Source organism: Bacillus sp. M6-12, from assembly GCF_002860285.1.
In the GTDB taxonomy this organism is placed as follows: Bacteria; Bacillota; Bacilli; order Bacillales; family DSM-1321; genus Peribacillus.
In genome coordinates this window covers 1-18,208 of record NZ_PGVF01000006.1, presented here as the reverse complement: position 1 = coordinate 18,208, position 18,208 = coordinate 1, and the positions used below count along the sequence as shown (strand labels likewise).

General features: G+C 42.5%; 17 protein-coding genes and 1 pseudogene. 1 reads left to right on the top strand and 17 read right to left on the bottom strand.

Going from position 1 to position 18,208, the window contains the following annotated elements; genetic code table 11:
- Window positions 1–171: 171 nt before the first annotated feature.
- The 3 genes and pseudogenes from CVD28_RS08615 to CVD28_RS08605 form a co-directional block, all read right to left on the bottom strand.
- Window positions 172–826: pseudogene (locus CVD28_RS08615) on the bottom strand (3'-5' exonuclease).
- A 13-nt stretch (window positions 827–839) separates the two neighbouring features.
- The gene (locus CVD28_RS08610; protein ID WP_180954080.1) at window positions 840–1,181 is read right to left on the bottom strand and encodes a putative nucleotidyltransferase substrate binding domain-containing protein; all 342 of its coding nucleotides are present in this window, start codon (window positions 1,179–1,181) and stop codon (window positions 840–842) included.
- 71 nt (window positions 1,182–1,252) lie between these two features.
- A complete protein-coding gene (locus CVD28_RS08605; protein WP_101591969.1) occupies window positions 1,253–2,281 on the bottom strand; it encodes a M23 family metallopeptidase in 1,029 nt (342 codons plus the stop codon).
- 163 nt (window positions 2,282–2,444) lie between these two features.
- On the opposite strand from CVD28_RS08605, the gene CVD28_RS08600 reads away from it, so the two are divergent.
- A complete protein-coding gene (locus CVD28_RS08600) occupies window positions 2,445–2,864 on the top strand; it encodes a VanZ family protein (protein ID WP_101591968.1) in 420 nt (139 codons plus the stop codon).
- Between the two features lie 194 nt (window positions 2,865–3,058).
- Here the strand turns inward: CVD28_RS08600 and spoIID are convergent, their stop codons facing one another.
- The 14 genes from spoIID to CVD28_RS08525 all read right to left on the bottom strand — a co-directional run.
- The gene (spoIID, locus tag CVD28_RS08595; protein WP_101591967.1) at window positions 3,059–4,090 is read right to left on the bottom strand and encodes a stage II sporulation protein D; all 1,032 of its coding nucleotides are present in this window, start codon (window positions 4,088–4,090) and stop codon (window positions 3,059–3,061) included.
- A gap of 109 nt (window positions 4,091–4,199) precedes the next feature.
- On the bottom strand, window positions 4,200–5,168 hold the full coding sequence (locus CVD28_RS08590) for a nuclease-related domain-containing protein (protein ID WP_101591966.1): 969 nt from the start codon (window positions 5,166–5,168) through the stop codon (window positions 4,200–4,202).
- A 647-nt stretch (window positions 5,169–5,815) separates the two neighbouring features.
- Entirely contained in the window at window positions 5,816–7,117 is a 1,302-nt protein-coding gene (murA, locus tag CVD28_RS08585; RefSeq protein WP_101591965.1) for a UDP-N-acetylglucosamine 1-carboxyvinyltransferase, read from the bottom strand.
- 32 nt (window positions 7,118–7,149) lie between these two features.
- Window positions 7,150–7,896, bottom strand: a complete 747-nt coding sequence (locus CVD28_RS08580; protein WP_180954078.1) for a YwmB family TATA-box binding protein — start codon at window positions 7,894–7,896, stop codon at window positions 7,150–7,152.
- 151 nt (window positions 7,897–8,047) lie between these two features.
- On the bottom strand, window positions 8,048–8,290 hold the full coding sequence (locus CVD28_RS08575) for a DUF1146 family protein (RefSeq protein WP_101591963.1): 243 nt from the start codon (window positions 8,288–8,290) through the stop codon (window positions 8,048–8,050).
- A 511-nt stretch (window positions 8,291–8,801) separates the two neighbouring features.
- Complete coding sequence (gene nuoN, locus CVD28_RS08565) at window positions 8,802–10,316, bottom strand: NADH-quinone oxidoreductase subunit NuoN (protein ID WP_101591961.1); 1,515 nt, start codon at window positions 10,314–10,316, stop codon at window positions 8,802–8,804.
- Window positions 10,317–10,322: 6 nt separating this feature from the next.
- A complete protein-coding gene (locus CVD28_RS08560; protein ID WP_101591960.1) occupies window positions 10,323–11,849 on the bottom strand; it encodes an NADH-quinone oxidoreductase subunit M in 1,527 nt (508 codons plus the stop codon).
- Window positions 11,846–13,714, bottom strand: coding sequence for an NADH-quinone oxidoreductase subunit L (gene nuoL / locus CVD28_RS08555; protein ID WP_101591959.1), 1,869 nt, complete (start codon window positions 13,712–13,714; stop codon window positions 11,846–11,848). Before nuoL ends, CVD28_RS08560 begins: the two co-directional genes overlap by 4 nt.
- Before the next feature lie 75 nt (window positions 13,715–13,789).
- The gene (gene nuoK / locus CVD28_RS08550) at window positions 13,790–14,104 is read right to left on the bottom strand and encodes an NADH-quinone oxidoreductase subunit NuoK (protein WP_101591958.1); all 315 of its coding nucleotides are present in this window, start codon (window positions 14,102–14,104) and stop codon (window positions 13,790–13,792) included.
- Entirely contained in the window at window positions 14,101–14,622 is a 522-nt protein-coding gene (locus CVD28_RS08545) for an NADH-quinone oxidoreductase subunit J (protein ID WP_101591957.1), read from the bottom strand. The genes nuoK and CVD28_RS08545 overlap by 4 nt, the downstream gene beginning before the upstream one ends.
- The gene (nuoI, locus tag CVD28_RS08540; RefSeq protein WP_101592319.1) at window positions 14,619–15,038 is read right to left on the bottom strand and encodes an NADH-quinone oxidoreductase subunit NuoI; all 420 of its coding nucleotides are present in this window, start codon (window positions 15,036–15,038) and stop codon (window positions 14,619–14,621) included. The genes CVD28_RS08545 and nuoI overlap by 4 nt, the downstream gene beginning before the upstream one ends.
- Before the next feature lie 174 nt (window positions 15,039–15,212).
- Window positions 15,213–16,220 (bottom strand): NADH-quinone oxidoreductase subunit NuoH, encoded by a 1,008-nt coding sequence (gene nuoH, locus CVD28_RS08535; RefSeq protein WP_101591956.1) that lies wholly within the window; start codon window positions 16,218–16,220, stop codon window positions 15,213–15,215.
- The gene (locus CVD28_RS08530) at window positions 16,220–17,320 is read right to left on the bottom strand and encodes an NADH-quinone oxidoreductase subunit D (protein ID WP_101591955.1); all 1,101 of its coding nucleotides are present in this window, start codon (window positions 17,318–17,320) and stop codon (window positions 16,220–16,222) included. Before CVD28_RS08530 ends, nuoH begins: the two co-directional genes overlap by 1 nt.
- Window positions 17,321–17,323: 3 nt before the next feature.
- The coding region (locus tag CVD28_RS08525) for an NADH-quinone oxidoreductase subunit C (RefSeq protein ID WP_101591954.1) at window positions 17,324–18,208 on the bottom strand (885 nt) is incomplete at its 5' end.

The window sequence follows — 18,208 nt, the reverse complement described above, 5'->3', positions numbered from 1 at the left end:
ATGCAAGTTTAATAAAACGTATGCTTAGTAAAATAGCGGAATCAAAAAAATAACCGGCTGTTATCCTGGATTAGAATAACAAGACCGCTTAACAGAGTGACAATTTTATAAGGTAATATGGAAAGACATTCCGACTTTATTATCAGCCGTTTTTCAACCTATGGAAACAGGCTAAAGCGACCAGGTTTGGCTTGCTGTTGCCTGGATCAGCTCTCCCAGTTTTGTGCCCTCTTTCAGAGAATTGCCTTAAAAGCTCAGCAAATAGATAAGCCGTGGTAAGTGCTTCACCAATAGCGGAGTGGCGCGGATAAATCCTTGTATTGAAAGCCATAGCATATCGCTCTATATCCCTTATATCATAGGATGGAGCCAAAAATCCAATCAAATCCAGAGTATCAATAGTGTTCTGATATTTCAGGGAAAGCTTTTCACGCATTAGCTCACTTTGCAGGACGAACATGTCAAAAGAAATATAATGACCTACGAGCGATACGCTTTCCTGGTTTCTGACAAATTCAAAAAACTGATTGATTGCTTCCATGCCGGCTGGTTTTCCAGCGACCATCTCGTTCGTTATGTTCGTCAATTCAATTATTTCCCGAGAAATTTGTCGATTTAGATTCACATAAATTTGGAATTGTTGGTCTTCCTGTACTGTAAATCCCTTCACTGCAACAGCACCTATCTCGAACAACCGATCCTCTGTCGCTACCTTGAACTTTGTTGTTTCTGTATCAAATACTGTAAATGATAAATCCTCTAACGGAGTGGAAAGAGCCAGACCGCTTATTAGAGGACAAGTGATGCTTTTCCTCATGAAATAAATAGGCTAACCCTCCTTAAACGCGCCAATGCAGCAGTGAAAAACAGTCAAACACCTTGGATTGCAGCTCTCTTAATGTGTGGAGACTGATGATTAATTCCTCTTTTTCACGGGTAGTAAGCCTGGCAAAATGCAGGACGGAGGTTAGCTCATCGCCCCGTTTCATTTGCTGCCAGCGCTGGCGGACAAATAGATTCAGTACCGCGTTCACGGCATTTTTTATATCCTGTCCAAAGCTCCCGGAAAGCACGTTTTTCTGGATGAGCTGTTCAATTCTTTCAATAGGTGTGCCGGAAAGGATTTGAGACAATGTCCATTTTTTTGTAATAATATAAGTCAAAACCTTACCTGATACCAAAATAAAAAGCCCGCATCGCTGCGGACTTTTTCACCAAATTTTCAGTTGTTTCGCATGGATCATATACATGCTTAGTTTTGATTATTTTCAGTTTCTTTAGATCCGTCTTTTTCGGCAGAGTCAGCTTTTTTATCGGCATCATCTGTTGTGTCAGTGCTGGAATCTTTGCTTTCTTCAGTGCCTTTTTCTTCGGTGCTGCCTTTTGGCTGTTCAGCTTCTTCTTCTGTTGCAGCATCTTTGTCAGCAGGCTCTTCTTCTGTTACTGTGCCTTGTTCAGTTTCAGTTGATTCTTCTTCTGAAACAGCATCCTGCTCAGTTGACTCTTCTTCCGTTACAGTACCTTGTTCAGCTGACTCTTCCCCAGCTTGTTCTTCAGTAGCTTTTTCCTCTGAAGCTGGCTGAGCTTCAAGCTCATAAAGTGCCGTTACTGGTTTTTCCATCATGCTTAATGGATTTACCGCAACACTGTCTTTACGAATTTCAAAGTGAACATGGATGCCGGCCTCTTCGTTAATCAAGCTTTGTCCTGCTTTTGCAAGAACATCGCCCTGTTTAACATTCTGGCCTATTTCAACCGCGAAATCCTTTACTGACTGATAACGGGTAACAACGCCATTTTCATGTTCTAATTCAATAACATTACCAAGCAATGAATCTTCTTTGACATTTGTAACAGTACCGCTTAAAGATGCTACAACATCAAACGTTTTTCCATCCGGCATTGCTACATCGATGCCTTTATTAGGTTCAAATCTATTGTTGTAGGATACAAGTGCTGCTTCCTGTTCTTCTTTTTTGCCATTTACATCGTAAAAATCCTTCTTAATGACTGCTTCTTCACCATTGACAACTGGCATTGAGATGTTTTCTACTTTACTATTTACCTCAACTGCAGGCTGGCCTTTTTTATCGGCAGCTTCTTCTTGCCCACTTTTTCCAGAATCAGCAGAATCATTTACTGAGTTTTGGTACCAAAGTGTTCCTGATAAAATGATTGCCGCACTCGCGATATAAGCTGCAGGCAGCACCCAACGCTTCTTTAAAGTACGCTGGAATTTTGATTTTGATTTTTGAGAAGTTTTGTTTTCTTCCTCTCTCATATTAATCACCTCAGCAAACAGTCTGAACAGATTCTGAGGTTTATATACATACACCACAAAAAAATTTTTTCTGCTTATTTTCTGCTATTATCCTGGAATTATTCATGTTTCGTTCATTTCCTGTTACAATGTCCATATCTTACGATTAAAGGATGTTTTCTTCATGAAACTTTTTCTGCGTGTTATTTTAACGATTTTGCCTTTTCTTTATATGGGAGCCATCTGGATTATGTCCAGTATGCCTGACAACGTCGTGTTGAACCTACCCGACGATTCAACAGACCGATTTATCAAGGAGGGGCTCCATTTAGTTGAGTTCGCCATCCTTTATATATTGTTTGTGATAGCGTTGGCCGCTAACGGGGCTTTGACTCCTAGGTTAAGCCTTGTGGCGGCCCTTGCTGCCGGATTCTATGGGATTGCCGATGAAATCCATCAGTCTTTTGTTCCCTATCGTTCGGCAACCCTGATCGACGCTGCAAAGGACTGGACCGGTGTTTTGGCTGTCTATTTCCACGTTAGGTATCATTATTTTTCTAGAAACAGGGGATTCCTGACTCATATTAGGAAGTACTTTCAATAAAAACAATCATGAGTTTATATCCCAAGCAAACAATGCATGGAAATAAGAATAAGCAGATAGCACAGGCGGCACAATAAGGCGGTGTGAGCGAAGCAAAACGGTACAAATTACATTTTCATTTCAATTAGTTTTTCTCGCTGCAGTTCTGCCCCTTTTCCACAGAAAAAAGATGGGCGCATATCGCCCATCTCTTTCTATTTTCCGGCAGTCAGTTTGCTTAGTAAACTGTTCGAGGAAGCAACCTCTACACCTTTATAATAGTGTTTCACAATCTCCTGATAGGTTCGCCCTTCCTTCGCCATGCCATTTGCGCCATACTGGCTCATGCCGACTCCATGGCCGAATCCTTTTGTTGAAATGACAATCTGGTCTCCCTTTCGTTCCCAATCGAAATCCGCTGATTTTAACCCCAGCGCTTCCCGAATTTCTTTTCCGCTCCATTTCTTGCCGTTTATCTTTACGGTCCCTACCCTTTTTCCAGGCGTCCGCTCCGTAATTGTGCCAACTGTCTCACTGTTAGAAAGCTTTACACCAAGCTTTGCTTCAAATTCCCGGATTGAAATGACTTTTTTATCATAAAACTTTGGAGAGTTTTTATCCCATGGACTAGAAACACTTGTTAAATATGGATAGGCGTGCTCCCAATATGCCTCTGAATTTTCGGTATAGCCGTTGCTTGTTGAGAAAAAAGTAGCTGTAATTGGCGTTCCATCATAAGTGATAATTTGTCCTGCGGTTTCTGCCACTGCTTGGTGAATCTTTTTTATTTTCCAGCTATAATCCGATCCCCAGACCTTCTTAAGTTCCTTTTCACTGTTAAAGACCTGATGCATTTCTGTATCTGTCACATCGGCACCTTCCGGCAGTGCAACTCCATCTTTGTGCGTCAGCTGATTTACTATATAAGTGCGGGCAGTTAATGCTTGGGCTTTTAATGCTTCAATCTCAAAATCGGCAGGCATTTCAGCAGACACTACACCTGCTACATAAGTTTCCAGCGGCAATTTTTGAATTTGCTTCTTAGCAGACCTGTATACTGAAACCTCCACTGAAGAAGCGGGCAATCCAGCAGCAGGCTCAGCTTTCTTCTTTGCTGTTGTGGTGTTTTCTGCTAGTTTACCAACAGCTTTCTCTGATGAAAATGGGAGTACAAGAAGCGCGGGAATCATAATTGTAACGACTACTACTGCTAAAATAAGTGAGAAGATGGGCTTAAATGTTTTCAATGTCTTAGTCCTCCCTATACAAATTGGCTATTTAGCCACACTTAAATGTATGGGAATGGACAGGCTTTTATGACAGGAAATCTAGAGACTTAGAGGTGAAAATTATAGTTTATAACTCAAACGATAAATAGTACGTCCTGCTTTTATATGTTCCTGTATAAAAGTTATTCATTGAAAAGAGTATTCGGCGGGTCATGGCTGGAGAAGTAATTTGTAAGAACTCACTTGCCTGTCTGTTTGTAATCGCGGAGCTTATCAGCAGGGAATAATCTCTCAACGAGGCAACGTGTGCATCTCTAACCTTTTCGGCACAATTTGGACAGATCCAATTGCCAAATATTCTTGTTAACGGCAAGTGATTGCATTTAGGACAGTAAACACCCTTTATGAGTTCGTCTACTGACATATTGAACCGCTCTAATATTGGCCTGTCTGCGGGGGTGTGATCCCTGTTCAATAGGCGGATCAGCTTCTTGATATCTTTATCGGAAAGAGTTTCGTGCTTGTGGCGAGCTGCTAGGCTGGTTATTTTTTGAGGAAGATAATCACTATGAATCAGCTTTTCAAAGAGTTGTTTGTCATGCGGGGAATTTGAAATGCGGGTGTAGGGGCTGCTTAAAACAACAAGTGATAGAATAGTCGGCTCAGGCAATTTATTCACCGTCAGCCAATACTTTAACTGCTGCTCATGTCGTTCTATTTGAATAAAAGGATCAGGAAAAGCCTCCTCCCGCCCATCATACGTCCGTATTAACTGATGAAAGTTTTGGTCAAAAAATAAAGTGCCAGCAATATTCTTCACTTCGAGTATCAGAATAAAGTTCTTGCATAATATCAAAGTATCGATTTGAAAATAGGATTTTTTATGAAGAAGCCGAAGATCATGAAAAATAATAAATTTTTCTTCAGGAAGGAAGGTTAACGGGTAATCAATCGAATGCTCTCCCTTATTGCCCGCTATACTTTTAGCAAGCGCTTCTTTAATGAAGGGAAATTTTGGGTGGGTCTGGGGAGTCCGGCGCAGCAAGGCTTCCAGTTTCTTAGTATAAAGAGGGATATCTCTTTCCTTTAATATCATTCAATCACTCCATTCGTCTTTTGTTAGATGAATTCGACATAAAGAACTTTGTTCCTCCTGAAATTGTCTCTATTTCTTGGCGACATTTTCTGTTGGAGATTGGCCGTTTTGGATATGGATTAAAAGATAGTATTTTTTTGCCTGGAATTGGTGTACTTTTACTCAAAAATGCTATTTTTTAGAGGGAGCTAGTTCTGTCTTTTCCATTCGATTAATTCGGTATTCATTGAGGTCGACTTACAATAGTCTCTCATCAACTTTGTTTGCTTTATCGCCAACTTTTTAAGTGTAATCATCAACTAGAGCCTGTTGCATCCTTGCACAAAGTGCCGAGCGTGGACGTATCGTCGACATTGCTAATTTTATCGTCAACATCCCAAATTTTATCGTCGAATTCGAAAATTTATCGTTTAACTTCGATTTTTTATCATCGACTTTGAAAAAATATCGATTTCTCGACAAAACCCTACAAATTTCGTCACTGGTTAATACGTACGGTAATTCATCAGGTGAACACAATACCAATTGGAACATTTGCATCCCCGTCGCTCATACCACAAAAAAACAATCCCCCATCCCAGCAAAAAACCTTTTACTGAAACAGGGGATTGATGCAAATATTATTTTCATGTAATATCAGCCGCGCTTTATCGAATCTCAGCTGTAATGACTTCGCTGCCGAAGTTTGTTTCTTCTTCGATGCGTTCGATGTCTGCACCAAGGGAAGCAAGTTTGCCGTGGAAGTTTACATAGCCGCGGTCAAGATGCTTTAGCTCTGTTACGCGGGTAATGCCTTCAGCGACTAAACCAGATAGGATTAGTGCTGCTGCTGCACGCAAATCAGTTGCTGCAACTTCAGCTCCCTGCAGGTTCGATGGTCCGTTCATAATAACGGAACGGCCTTCAATTTTGATGTCGGCATTCATGCGACGGAATTCTTCTACGTGCATGAAACGGTTTTCAAATACTGTCTCTGTAATCATACTTGTACCTTGAGCGCAAAGAAGCATTGACATCATTTGAGATTGCATATCCGTTGGGAATCCTGGGTGAGGCATAGTTTTGATATCAACAGCCTTCAGCTTTTCTGGTCCGATGACGCGCAAGCCTTCTGCTTCATCCTTGATGGTTACTCCCATTTCTTCCATTTTTGCAATAAGTGAAGTAAGATGCTCAGGAACTGCACCTTTTACCAGCACATCTCCACCCGTGATTGCAGCAGCGGCCATAAATGTACCGGCTTCAATACGGTCAGGAATGATATTGTGTTCAGTGCCGTATAATTTTTCGACACCTTCGATCTTCATTGTAGCGGTGCCGGCACCTTTGACTTTTGCTCCCATTTTATTCAGGAAGTTTGCAAGGTCGACAATTTCAGGTTCTTTAGCTACGTTTTCTAAAATGGTTGTTCCTTCAGCAAGGGTAGCAGCCATCATAATGTTTTCAGTAGCTCCTACGCTTGGGAAATCAAGATATACTCTTGCTCCCTTTAAACGGCCATTGACTTCTGCTTCAATGAAACCATTGCCCACTTTTACCGATGCACCCATTGCTTCGAAGCCTTTAAGATGCTGGTCGATTGGCCGGGATCCTATTGCACAGCCGCCGGGAAGAGCTACACGAGCTTTTCCGTTACGCGCCAGCAAAGAGCCCATTACCAAAACAGATGCACGCATTTTGCGGACATACTCAAAAGGCGCTTCATCTAATAAAGGATCAGCCGCGTCAACTGTCACCTGATTATCATTAAAAGTAACCTTAGCATTCAGGTTGCGTAAAACTTCATTAATTGTATATACATCGGACAGTGTTGGCACGTCTTTAATGATACTTTTCCCATCACTTGCTAATAATGTTGCAGCGATAACCGGCAAAACGGCGTTTTTTGCTCCTTCTACTTTAACTGTTCCGCTTAGCCTTCTTCCGCCGCGGACGATGATTTTTTCCAAAAGTATTCCCCTCCGCGTCCAATTTCTCTATATTAATATTCAAACGGGATGATTGGTGTGCCAACTACAAATGTCGTCTTCCCACTCAATCCTTCTGTTCGTAAAGCTATTTGTAAATTCAAATTTTCATTAGTTAAATTTTGCCTAAACATAGGTGAATGTGCAGATACTGAATAAAATCGTTCCTCTTTCAAGCTTTCCACTTCCTGGCCGCTGAAAAGATCCAGGAATCTTTTCATTTCAAATGAAAAAACCTTTTCAATAGTACCATCCATCTCTCCGGATATACAAGAGAAAATTGTCGGGTTTCCTTGAAATATGTCTTTTATTCTAGATTGGAAAGTACCAGATATAAACTCAGCCTGCCTTTTGTCCCACTTTTCCCCTTTCACTTCATATAATACATACGAAGCTGCATGGTTATTTGTGAGGGTATAGAGAATCTGAATCGACTCTAGCTGACTTTTTTCGACATGCTGATGCACAGCAGAAGCCTTCAAACCCTGAGCAGTTTGTTGGACCTTCCAATTGAACGCTGGAAAAAGTTCCTTCATTTCGGAGACATTTTTATAAAAATCCTGTTCTGTCCCGATTTGAGTTTTTTCCCGGGCGATTACCGACCATTTGTTCAATTTTAATCTTTCATCCTGTTTCAGGTGGTCTGCCATTGTCAATATATCAATCTCGTTATTTGCCACAATCGTACTATTCCCAATAAACAAAACTACAAAACCAATAAATACCATGTATGTAAAAAAAGTTGCTATATGTTTTTTCACGCAAACCATCTCCTCTCCTTATCCATTGTTTCCATAAGGAGAAAGACCATACACAGCTTTCTTCGTCAGATTTTGACAAAATAAAAGATTTTTATTCGCCTATTAATCTAACAACTCGTTACACAATTCACAATCCTGATGAAGAAAAAAATTATTCATTTCGATAAATATAAGGAAGCTGGTTTGACCAGAGAAGGTAATCCAAAAAGAAATTACTAACTGATGAGCCAATCGCAATCGTTAACAGAATATATAGCACCCGCGCCTGCATAACTGCCCGAGTTTTCAGCAATTTGTCAAAATGCAAGGCTTGCAGCGCCCACCATGTTAAAGCAATAAATAACAAGTGAACGATAATTCCTGTTAGTGCCTGCTGGCCAATGCCAGAGAACATCGACATACCTCCTTATAGGATAGCGAAAATATTCTTCTCACAGAAACCAGCAGCGCTTTTCTGCTTATAACCGCTCAAAGATATTACACTATAAAAATTCCCGTCTATAATTGTAACATAAGCTGGCATTCTATTTGTAACCAAAACTTAGCAATTTGTAAAAATAGTACCAGTTACCTATCTTATTTTTTATTGAAATGAAAGGTTCTGTTAAACTTGGCTGTTGATTTCCGCTCCAGGCGTTCGCTTTCCGCGGGTGGTTCGGGAGCCTCCTCGGCGCTTTGCGTTTGCGAGGTCTCCCTTGACCCGTTATTCCCGCAGACATTGAATTGGCTTCCTTTAAATAAACACCGCACTAAGGAAATGTGAAGCATTTCCGAGGATTCCCCCGCCTTCCGCTCCAATCAACATAATGGCAAAATTAACTTTGAGCTTTAACATAGCCAAATAACAAAAACTCCCTCATCAGCACATGGCTGAGAGGGAGTTTTTGATCATTCACTATTAAGTTCTACTTCAGAAAATCTTCAAAGCCTCCAAAGTTCGTATGAAGGAAGTCAAAGGCAATATTTGGCGCAAGTCCAAATAATACTGTTCCGCCTATGCATAGTGCCAGAACAATGATGATTCCCCCTGGAATTTTCATTTTTTCTGCAGCTATGGCTGGCCTGAAAAACATCTGTGTCATAATGCCAAAGTAGTATACATATGAAATAACTGTTGCCCCGATCATGATCGCACCGAGAACATAGTGTCCTGGGTCAGCAGAGAAGGCTCCCATAAATATCGTAAGCTTTCCAATAAACCCTGCGGTTCCCGGAATCCCGGCCAGTGAAAGGATAAATACTGCCATCGCAACCGCCAGTACTGGAGATGTCCGATACAATCCTGCAAACCTTGAGATATCTTCAGAACCTGTTTTATCAGTGATCAGCTGGATAACAGCAAACGCACCCAGATTCATAAATAAGTAAGCTGCTAAATAGAACCAGACTGCATCAAATGTGAAGTAGCCTAGAACGGCAATCGCTACAAGAATATAGCCTGCATGCGCGATACTTGAGTAGGCCAGCATCCGTTTAATATTCCTTTGCCTCAAGGCAATTACATTTCCGGCAATCATTGTAATTCCCGCAAGGAAGCCAATATAATCATTATTTTTCTCCAGGAAGGTAAGTGCACCTGTTTCATCGGCTGGAGTCATTAAGAATAAGGATATTAAAATCCTGAGCAGGATAATAAAGCCCGCTGTTTTGGAAACTACGCTTAGGAACGCAGTAACAGGTGTTGGCGAACCCTGGTATACATCCGGTGCCCACATATGGAATGGGACAGATGCCAATTTAAACGACAGCCCAACTAAAATCATGAAAAAGGCAAGGCCAAATAAATATTGGAATTGACCATCGAATACTGCTGACATGGCTCCGCTCATCTCTTTTAGATTGGTAGTTCCGGTCAGTCCGTACAGATAGCTCATTCCAAACAATGTAATTGCTGTTGAAATTCCGCCATTTATCACATATTTCATTGCCGATTCATTTGAAGCGAGATGTTTTTTACGGAATCCTGCTAATATGTAGGAAGAAATGGATAATAGTTCTAACCCGACAAACAGCGTGATTAAATCACCGCTTGAAGACATCACCATTGCACCTAACAGCGCAGCCAGGAACAAATAATAAAATTCGCCCCTGTATTCGGAAATACCCTCTTTCGGCTTAAAGCTTTCAGCCAGCAGGATCACTAATGCTGCCCCAACAAGTAAAAGCAGTTTAAATGCCTTGGCAAATGAGTCAAGCCTAAATGTGTCATGCAATATAGAAGTTACTTTCAGATCAAACAGGCTGATCAACGAAATAATGGAAAGTATGATACCTGCCAGTGCAATCCAGGCAAGTGACTTCCGGTTGTATTGTTTTGGCAGAAATAAGTCAAGCAAAGAAAGCAGAGCCGCTACTCCTAGGATGATAAACTCCGGCATCATGGCTCCCCATTCATATGAAAGCATCGTTTCTAGATCCATCGTTCATCACCCTCCTATTCCTGTCATTATTGCTTCAACTGCTCCCTGAAGCGGTTCACTTAGTATGGCTGGATAAACCCCGATTAGAATAATCAGCAGCAATAGAACAAGGACTGGCGCCATTTCAATCGCCCTTATGTCACTTATTTCTGCCGTCAATGGGATAGGCTGTTTGGCTTTTCCGTAAGTAATGCCAAGAACAGCACGGAGTAAATAAACCGCGGTCAAAATGATGCCTATTGCACCAATTCCAGCAAGGACCGGCTCTTCTTTAAACAAGCCGAGGAAAGCCATAAATTCACTGACAAATCCCGACATTCCTGGCATTCCGAGTGATGCCATTCCCGCAGCAAGGAGGAATCCGGAAGTCAATGGCATGATTTTTGCCAGCCCGCCAAGCCTATCGATGGATGAGGTTTGGACACGTTCATACATTACCCCAACAAGGAAGAAGAGAAGGGCAGCAATCAGCCCATGGGAAACAACCTGGAAGATGGCTCCTTGAATCCCCGCCTCATTAAGTGCACCGACACCAATTAAGACGATTCCCATATGAGAAATCGAGGAGTAGGCCAGAACCATTTTAAAATCTGTTTGGATTAGCGCAAGGAAAGCTCCATATAACAGATTGATGACTCCAAGGACTGCCAGATAAATAGCGACATCCTTGAACTGCTCAGGAAAAATCCCCATACCAAAGCGGATTAGACCAAAAGCTCCGATTTTCAGCAATACTCCTGCATGCAACATAACGATCGAAGGCGGTGCCTGAACGTGCACACGCAGCATCCATGTATGCAGCGGAAAAATCGGAAGCTTAATACCGAACGCGATTAAGAGCGCGATTAAAAGAGCATATTTCATTACCCCGGAAATTGGCGCAATGAGTGAAACCCCGCCTACCGTCATAATGTAGCGCAGTGCTTCGATGTTTGATGTGCCGGTACGAGCAAAAAGTACCATAATAACAATTAAAAGAATGGCAGAGCCAAGTCCGTTATAAATTAAAAAACTGTATGCTGCTTTTTCCTTTTCCAAGTACCCCCACTTTCCAATCAGGAAAAACATTGGAATCAGAGTGATTTCGAAAAAGATAAAAAACAAGATTAGGTTTTGTGAGGTAAAGACACCAAGCATTCCTACCTGGAGAATGAAAAACAAGAGAAAATACCCTTTCCATTCTTTTTTAATATGGATGGAAGCTATAGCCGCAAGCGTGGACAGCACTGCCGTCAGAATTACCATAACAAGAGAAAATCCGTCGAGCGCCAGCTCAAAATCCACCGCGAACAATTTAGGGTCATATTGTTTAAGATTCCCAAAACTGAACCATGCCTCTTTTATTGCAAAGTCAGACAGCTCTGTCCCGGCTTTATATTGGGCATAAAGGAAAAGCGAGATTACCAAGGACGGCAATGTAGCCAAAAAACCTACTGTCTTAATCGCTTTTTCATTCGTTTTAGGCAAGAAAAACAGGATTACAGCACCAAGAAGGGGGGAAAATATCAGTAAAGGCAAAATTAACGAATTCATAGGATATACCCCCCAGTTAACACAAAAATTACCAGCAGGATTGCCAGCCCGAGGACTGCAGTCATTCCATATTGCTGGACCTGCCCTGTTTGAAAGTCTGATCCGGTTTTTCCAAAGCGCCGGATCAACCCGGTTACAGCATATATTAGACCTTCCACGATAAAGCGGTCGATAAAGGACAAGAAAAGACTAATAGCTTTTGTTACTCTAACAACAGTAAATTGATAGATTTCATCAATAAAGTATTTGTTGTAAAGAACTCTATGCATTGCGGAAGCTTCGCCTCCAAGAAAGTCTCTTGAAACAGAGCGTTTTCCATAAACAAGGTAGGCAAGCAGAATCCCTGCCAGAGAAACAACAGTAGCCGCAATCATTATCCATGCCGGCCCTTCAATATGCCCATGGCCCAAAGCTTCGTTGCCATCTGTCAGCCAATCTCCCAAGAACGTGCCAAACCATGGAGTGTTAACATATCCGCTAATGACTGCCAGGATACCCAGGATAATCATGGGAATTGTCATAACAGCTGGTGATTCGTGTGTTTTTGAATGATTGCCTCGTGATTCACCCGTAAACACCATAAAGAAAAGGCGGAACATGTAAAAGGCTGTAAAGAATGCTGCAATCAGCGCAAGCCAGAATAAGCCAAAATTGCCGTGTTCCCATGCAGCGATTAAAATTTCATCCTTACTGAAGAAACCTGAAAAAAGCGGGACTCCTGAGATAGCAAGCGTTCCGATTAAAAATAGCGGCCCCGTGATACGCAGTTTTTTCCAAAGACCGCCCATTTCCTCGATATTTTGCGTATGGACAGCATGGATAACACTGCCTGCTGCAAGGAAAAGCAGTGCTTTAAAAAACGCATGCGTCATTAAATGGAATACACCAGCTACATATCCTGCTGATCCAAGCGCAAGCATCATATAACCAAGCTGGCTGACCGTGGAATAGGCAAGGACGCGTTTAATATCCTTTTGTACAAGGCCAATGCTGGCTGCAAAAATGGCAGTAAAGCCTCCGATTGCAGCCACTGTGAGCATCGCTGTGTCGCTCGCTGAGAAAAGCGGAAACATAGCAGCCACTAAATATACCCCAGCCGCAACCATGGTTGCCGCGTGGATGAGAGCCGAAACAGGAGTTGGACCCTCCATCGCGTCTGGAAGCCAAGTGTGAAGCGGGAATTGACCCGACTTACCAACTGCGCCGACAAAGATAAGAAGTGAAGTCAGCGTAATCATTCCAGCAGAAATTTCCCCTGCTGAAACAGCTTTAAAAATCTCATCGTACTCGAAGCTGCCAACCTGCCAGAATAATAGAATCATTCCGATCAAAAGGCCGACATCTCCAATTCGAGTCATAATAAAAGCTTTTTTTGCCGCCTGCTTTGCTTCTTCTTTGAAAAAGTAGAACCCGATCAGCAAGAATGAGCCAAGTCCGACAAGCTCCCAAAAGAAATAGAGCTGAAGCAGATTTGGTGAAATTACTAAACCAAGCATCGCGAAGGTAAACAGCCCCAGGTAAGCGTAAAAGACCGGAAACCGTTCATCTCCATGCATATATCCTTTTGAATACATATGTACCAGAAAGCTGACAAGCGATACGATCACCAGCATTAAAGCATTTAATTGATTTACTTCGTAACCCGCTGTTAATTGAACATCCCCTATTGTTAGCCATGTGGCTTCGGCCTTATATGTTGGTGCCGTGAAACGGTCGAAGAGCACCATCAATGAATAAAGCAGCGAGACAAACGTCAGCATCATACCGATGTATGCACCCGATTCCTTTACCCTCTTGCCGAATAGAAGAAGGAACAAGAACGAGAATAGCGGGAAAAGCGGTATAATCCAGGCATTCTCCATCATCGTATCAAATCCCCTTCTCATTATGCGAAGGTGCCGGATGGCATCCTCCATAAGAGTTATCATTCTATCACTTAATTAATGCTTCATTGTATCCATTTCATCTACATTCACTGTCCCGCGGTTACGGTATAACGCCATCAGGATAGCAAGTCCAACGGCAAACTCGACAGCGGCAACGGTAATGGTGAACAGAGAGAAAATCTGTCCGGTTATGGAAGGAGCCACCCCAAATTTACTGAATGCTACCAAATTTATATTCACTGCATTTAGCATTAGTTCGATCGAAATAAGGACAATTACTGTATTCTTTTTTGTTAAAGCACCATATAAGCCTATGCAAAACAGAACCAGTGCCAAGACAAGATAGGCAGAAAGAGGAACTGACGTCATGTGCGGTCACCCTCCTCTTGCTCATCCTTCTTAGCCAGGATAATCGCGCCAACTAAGCCTACCAGGAGAAGTACGGATGTAACTTCAAAAGGAATCACGTATTTGGAATATAACGCTATACCAATCTGTTCGGTATTTGACTCATGAAGCGCGGTGGGCTGCACTGGAATATCAAGATTGTAAATACCAAAATAAACAGCTGCCGCGAATCCGGCAATCCCCAGGAAAGTAAATATTCTTCTGGACCGGCTTGTTTTCGGTTCGCCCGAATCATTATGGCGAGTCAGCATGATCCCGAATAACATAATGATAGTAATGGCTCCTGAATAAATCAGGATTTGGACAACAGCCACAAATTCTGCGGAAAGAACTACATATATGCCGGCAATGCTGATAAAGGTGAACACCAGCGCTACCACCATGTGAACAACCTTTGAGAGGTTAATCAGCAGCATTCCTCCGATAATGGCGACAAGCGAAAGAGAGACAAATGCCAACAACTCACCTGAAAGGCTCATGCTTTATTTACCTCCCTGACGTTTTCATCATTTTCATCCAGCCACTCAAGGTTTTTAAATAGATTATCCCTGCTATATTCGGCCAGCTCGAAATTATTGGTCATGACAATTGCTTCCGTAGGGCAGACCTCAGTACATAAGTCACATAAAATGCAAATCTCAAAGTTTATGTCATATGTATCTATGATTTTGCCTTTTTTCGTTGGATCAGGATGCTTCTTTCCTGTTAATTGAATGCAATCAGTCGGACAAATTGCCGCGCATTGGTTACAAACGATACACTTTTCCGGATAAAACTTCTGGATGCCGCGGAACCTGTCCGGCAATGGCAGCGGTTCATTCGGATATTCATAAGTGAATTTTTTTTTGGTCAAATTTTTAAGGGTATATTTTAAACCTTTTGCTAATCCAAGCATTATCGTCACCCCTTGCTTTGGTGTTTCGCCAGTCATCTGGCGGCTTATGAATGCCCCTCCTAAGTTGATTGAAAAGGAATTCCAGTTAACAGAAAGTAGTACAGGCCGCTTGCCATTTACCTTAAAATTTCCAAAGGCATAATATTGGACAACCTTGCTCCACTTTTATTTTAATTAAAATAGCTTTAATAGTTCCTTTAGAAGAGCTGTCAGGAAAATATTCGCCAATGCAATCGGCAGCAGTACCTTCCAGCCAAACTCCATAAGCTGATCCGCGCGGATACGCGGAAAAGTCGATCTGATCCATATCAGAATAAATATTATAAAGCTAAACTTCAGCGCAAACCATACAGCACCAGGAATAAACTCTAAAAATGGCAGCGGATGCCATCCGCCTAAGAATAGAACAGTTGTAAGTGATGCCATTGCGAATAAATATACATATTCAGCAAGCATAAAAAATGCCCAGCGGAATCCGGAGTATTCGACATGGAAACCGGCAACAAGCTCTGACTCGGCCTCAGGCAGGTCAAATGGCACCCTGTTCAGCTCTGCTATGGAAGCAATCAGGAATATGATAAATCCGATTGGCTGGAGCACAATAAACCAAAGATCTTCCTGTGCAGCCACAATTTCATTCAAGTTTAGGCTGCCTGATAATAGAATTACTCCAATTACTGACATAACAAGGGGTATTTCATAGGAAATCATTTGGGCTGCGGCCCGCATTCCCCCAAGCAATGCATATTTATTATTGGAGGCCCATCCGCCGGCTACGATACCAACTGTAGAAATACCGGAAATTGCAATGTAATACAGTAAGCCAACTCCGATGTCAGCAAACTGGAACTTATCTGTAAACGGAATGGTCGCAAGCACCATAAAGGCCGGTGCAAAGGCAATGACTGGTGCGATGATAAATAGCGGTCTGTCAGCCAGTTTTGGAATGGTGTCTTCCTTGAGCAAAAGCTTCAAAACATCGGCAATCGTCTGCAGCAAGCCCCATCTTCCACCTACCTGGTTAGGCCCCATACGCATTTGCATAAAGCCCATAACCTTCCGTTCCGCAAGAATCGCATATGTAACAAAACCCAAAACGACCATTAACAGGACAACCGCCAGGAGAAAGAAAATCCCAAAGTTCAGAATGCCTGGTGATGATTCAAGCAGACCATTGATCATTATCCATCAACCTCCCCTAATACAATATCTATAGCTCCCAAAACAACAATAAGGTTTGCCATATTTTCACCCTTTAACAGTTTTGGAAGGATTTGCAGATTGTAAAAGGAAGGCCTGCGGAATTTCAGCCTGTATGGCTCTTTTTTTCCATCAGAAGCGATGTAGCAGCCAATTTCTCCGCGCGGCGATTCAATCCGAACATAGGCTTCTCCTTTAGGAGCTTTAATAATTTTTGGAACCTTAGCCAGGATTTCACCTTCCGCAGGTATTTGCTCTACTGCTTGTTCAATAATCTTTAGAGATTCCTCAATTTCTTCCAATCGGCATTGATAGCGTGACCAGGCATCCCCATCCTGCCTTGTTGGCACATCAAAGTCAAAACGGTCATAAATCGAGTATGGTTCATCCTTGCGCAAATCCCATTTAACACCAGTGCATCTCAAGTTTACTCCACTTAGAGAGTAATTTAAGGCATCCTCTTTCGTGTACTTGCCCACACCCTTTACACGGTTAATAAAGATTTCATTTCCAGTAACAAGCTGATGATACCCTTTTAGCTGTTCGCGCATATATGGGACAAACTCACTAACCTTTTCCAGCCAGCCCTCTGGTGCATCCCATTTTACCCCGCCAACTCGCATATAGTTAAAAGTTAGCCGTGCCCCGGATATTTCATTTAACATATTAATGATCATTTCCCGTTCCCTGAAGGCAAACAAAAACGGACTGGTTGCACCGATATCCAGCAAAAATGTACCCCACCATACAAGGTGGCTTGCAACCCGCCCTAATTCCATTGTTAAAACCCTCAAGTATTCAGCTCTGTCAGGTATTTTCACACCCATCATTGTCTCAACGGCATGGCATAGAACATAATTGTTCGTCATGGCCGACAAGTAATCCAGACGGTCTGTATAAGGGATGATCTGTGTATATTGCAAATCCTCAGCAAGTTTTTCCGTTCCCCTGTGCAAGTAGCCAATAACCGGCTTTGCCTCTGTTATGATTTCTCCATCTATTTTTACTACAAGACGAAAAACACCATGTGTACTTGGATGCTGAGGCCCTACATTTAGCAGCATTTCTTCTGTACGTATCATCTGCTACACCTCCACATCATATGGCTCATAATCTTTACGCAGCGGGTGCCCGATCCAACTTTCGCCCAGCATGATTCTGTGCAGGTTTGGATGATTCGAGAAATGGATGCCCAGTAAATCGTATGCCTCACATTCCGGCCAATTGGCCCCCTGCCATAGCGGTACAAGGGAAGGGATGACAGGATTTTCTCTGTCCAGCTTCACCTTAAGGCTGACCGGGTGGCGGTGCTTGTATGAATATAGATGAACATACACTTCCATATGAGTCTCAAAATCGCTGCCATGCAGCTCTGAAACATATTCAAATGATAACTGTTCATTATACTTTAAAAATTCAGCAACCTTATAATATGTATCCGGCCTTGCGACTAGAGTCGGGACATCCTTTGACAGCGGATTGATATAAGCATCCTCAAGGATATTACTTCCGATGTTCTGTTCAATTACCTTAATGTATTTATCCAAAAGATGCTGGTTTGGCGACTCCTTCTTTTCTTCAGCAACAGTTTCTTCCGTGGTGCTTCCGGCTGCTGATGCCTTGGCTTTTGCCGCGGCGGCCGCTTTTGCTTTTGCGGCAGCGATAGCTTTCGCTTTTGCCTTTTCCGGATCTTCTTCTCCTTGAGCTCCACCCTGCTGTTTTGCCAATGCTGCGGCTTTTGCTTTTGCCGCTGCGGCCGCTTTTGCTTTCGCTGCTGCAATTGCTTTTTGTTTTTCTGTATCCGCACCTTCTTCGGCTGTTCCATTCGCTTCCTTGGCCTTTTGTTTTGCCAGTGCTGCCGCTTTTGCTTTTGCGGCTGCAGCAGCCTTTTTCTTTGCCAGGTCCGCTTCATCACTTGGCTCTGCAGGCGCTTCTGCCTCTTCCTTCGCTTTCATCTTCGCGAGGGCAGC

What these genes read in the sequence shown, in the direction of transcription:
- CVD28_RS08575 (WP_101591963.1), bottom strand. Translation starts at nt 8,290, where the DNA reads ATGTTCTCTGGCATTGGCCAGCAGGCACTAACAGGAATTATCGTTCAC.
- CVD28_RS08560 (WP_101591960.1), bottom strand. Translation starts at nt 11,849, where the DNA reads ATGAATTCGTTAATTTTGCCTTTACTGATATTTTCCCCCCTTCTTGGT.
- CVD28_RS08600 (WP_101591968.1), top strand. Translation starts at nt 2,445, where the DNA reads ATGAAACTTTTTCTGCGTGTTATTTTAACGATTTTGCCTTTTCTTTAT.
- nuoN (WP_101591961.1), bottom strand. Translation starts at nt 10,316, where the DNA reads ATGGATCTAGAAACGATGCTTTCATATGAATGGGGAGCCATGATGCCG.
- CVD28_RS08530 (WP_101591955.1), bottom strand. Translation starts at nt 17,320, where the DNA reads ATGATACGTACAGAAGAAATGCTGCTAAATGTAGGGCCTCAGCATCCA.
- CVD28_RS08545 (WP_101591957.1), bottom strand. Translation starts at nt 14,622, where the DNA reads ATGAGCCTTTCAGGTGAGTTGTTGGCATTTGTCTCTCTTTCGCTTGTC.
- nuoH (WP_101591956.1), bottom strand. Translation starts at nt 16,220, where the DNA reads ATGATCAATGGTCTGCTTGAATCATCACCAGGCATTCTGAACTTTGGG.
- CVD28_RS08590 (WP_101591966.1), bottom strand. Translation starts at nt 5,168, where the DNA reads ATGATATTAAAGGAAAGAGATATCCCTCTTTATACTAAGAAACTGGAA.
- nuoL (WP_101591959.1), bottom strand. Translation starts at nt 13,714, where the DNA reads ATGATGGAGAATGCCTGGATTATACCGCTTTTCCCGCTATTCTCGTTC.
- CVD28_RS08605 (WP_101591969.1), bottom strand. Translation starts at nt 2,281, where the DNA reads ATGAGAGAGGAAGAAAACAAAACTTCTCAAAAATCAAAATCAAAATTC.
- nuoK (WP_101591958.1), bottom strand. Translation starts at nt 14,104, where the DNA reads ATGACGTCAGTTCCTCTTTCTGCCTATCTTGTCTTGGCACTGGTTCTG.
- nuoI (WP_101592319.1), bottom strand. Translation starts at nt 15,038, where the DNA reads ATGCTTGGATTAGCAAAAGGTTTAAAATATACCCTTAAAAATTTGACC.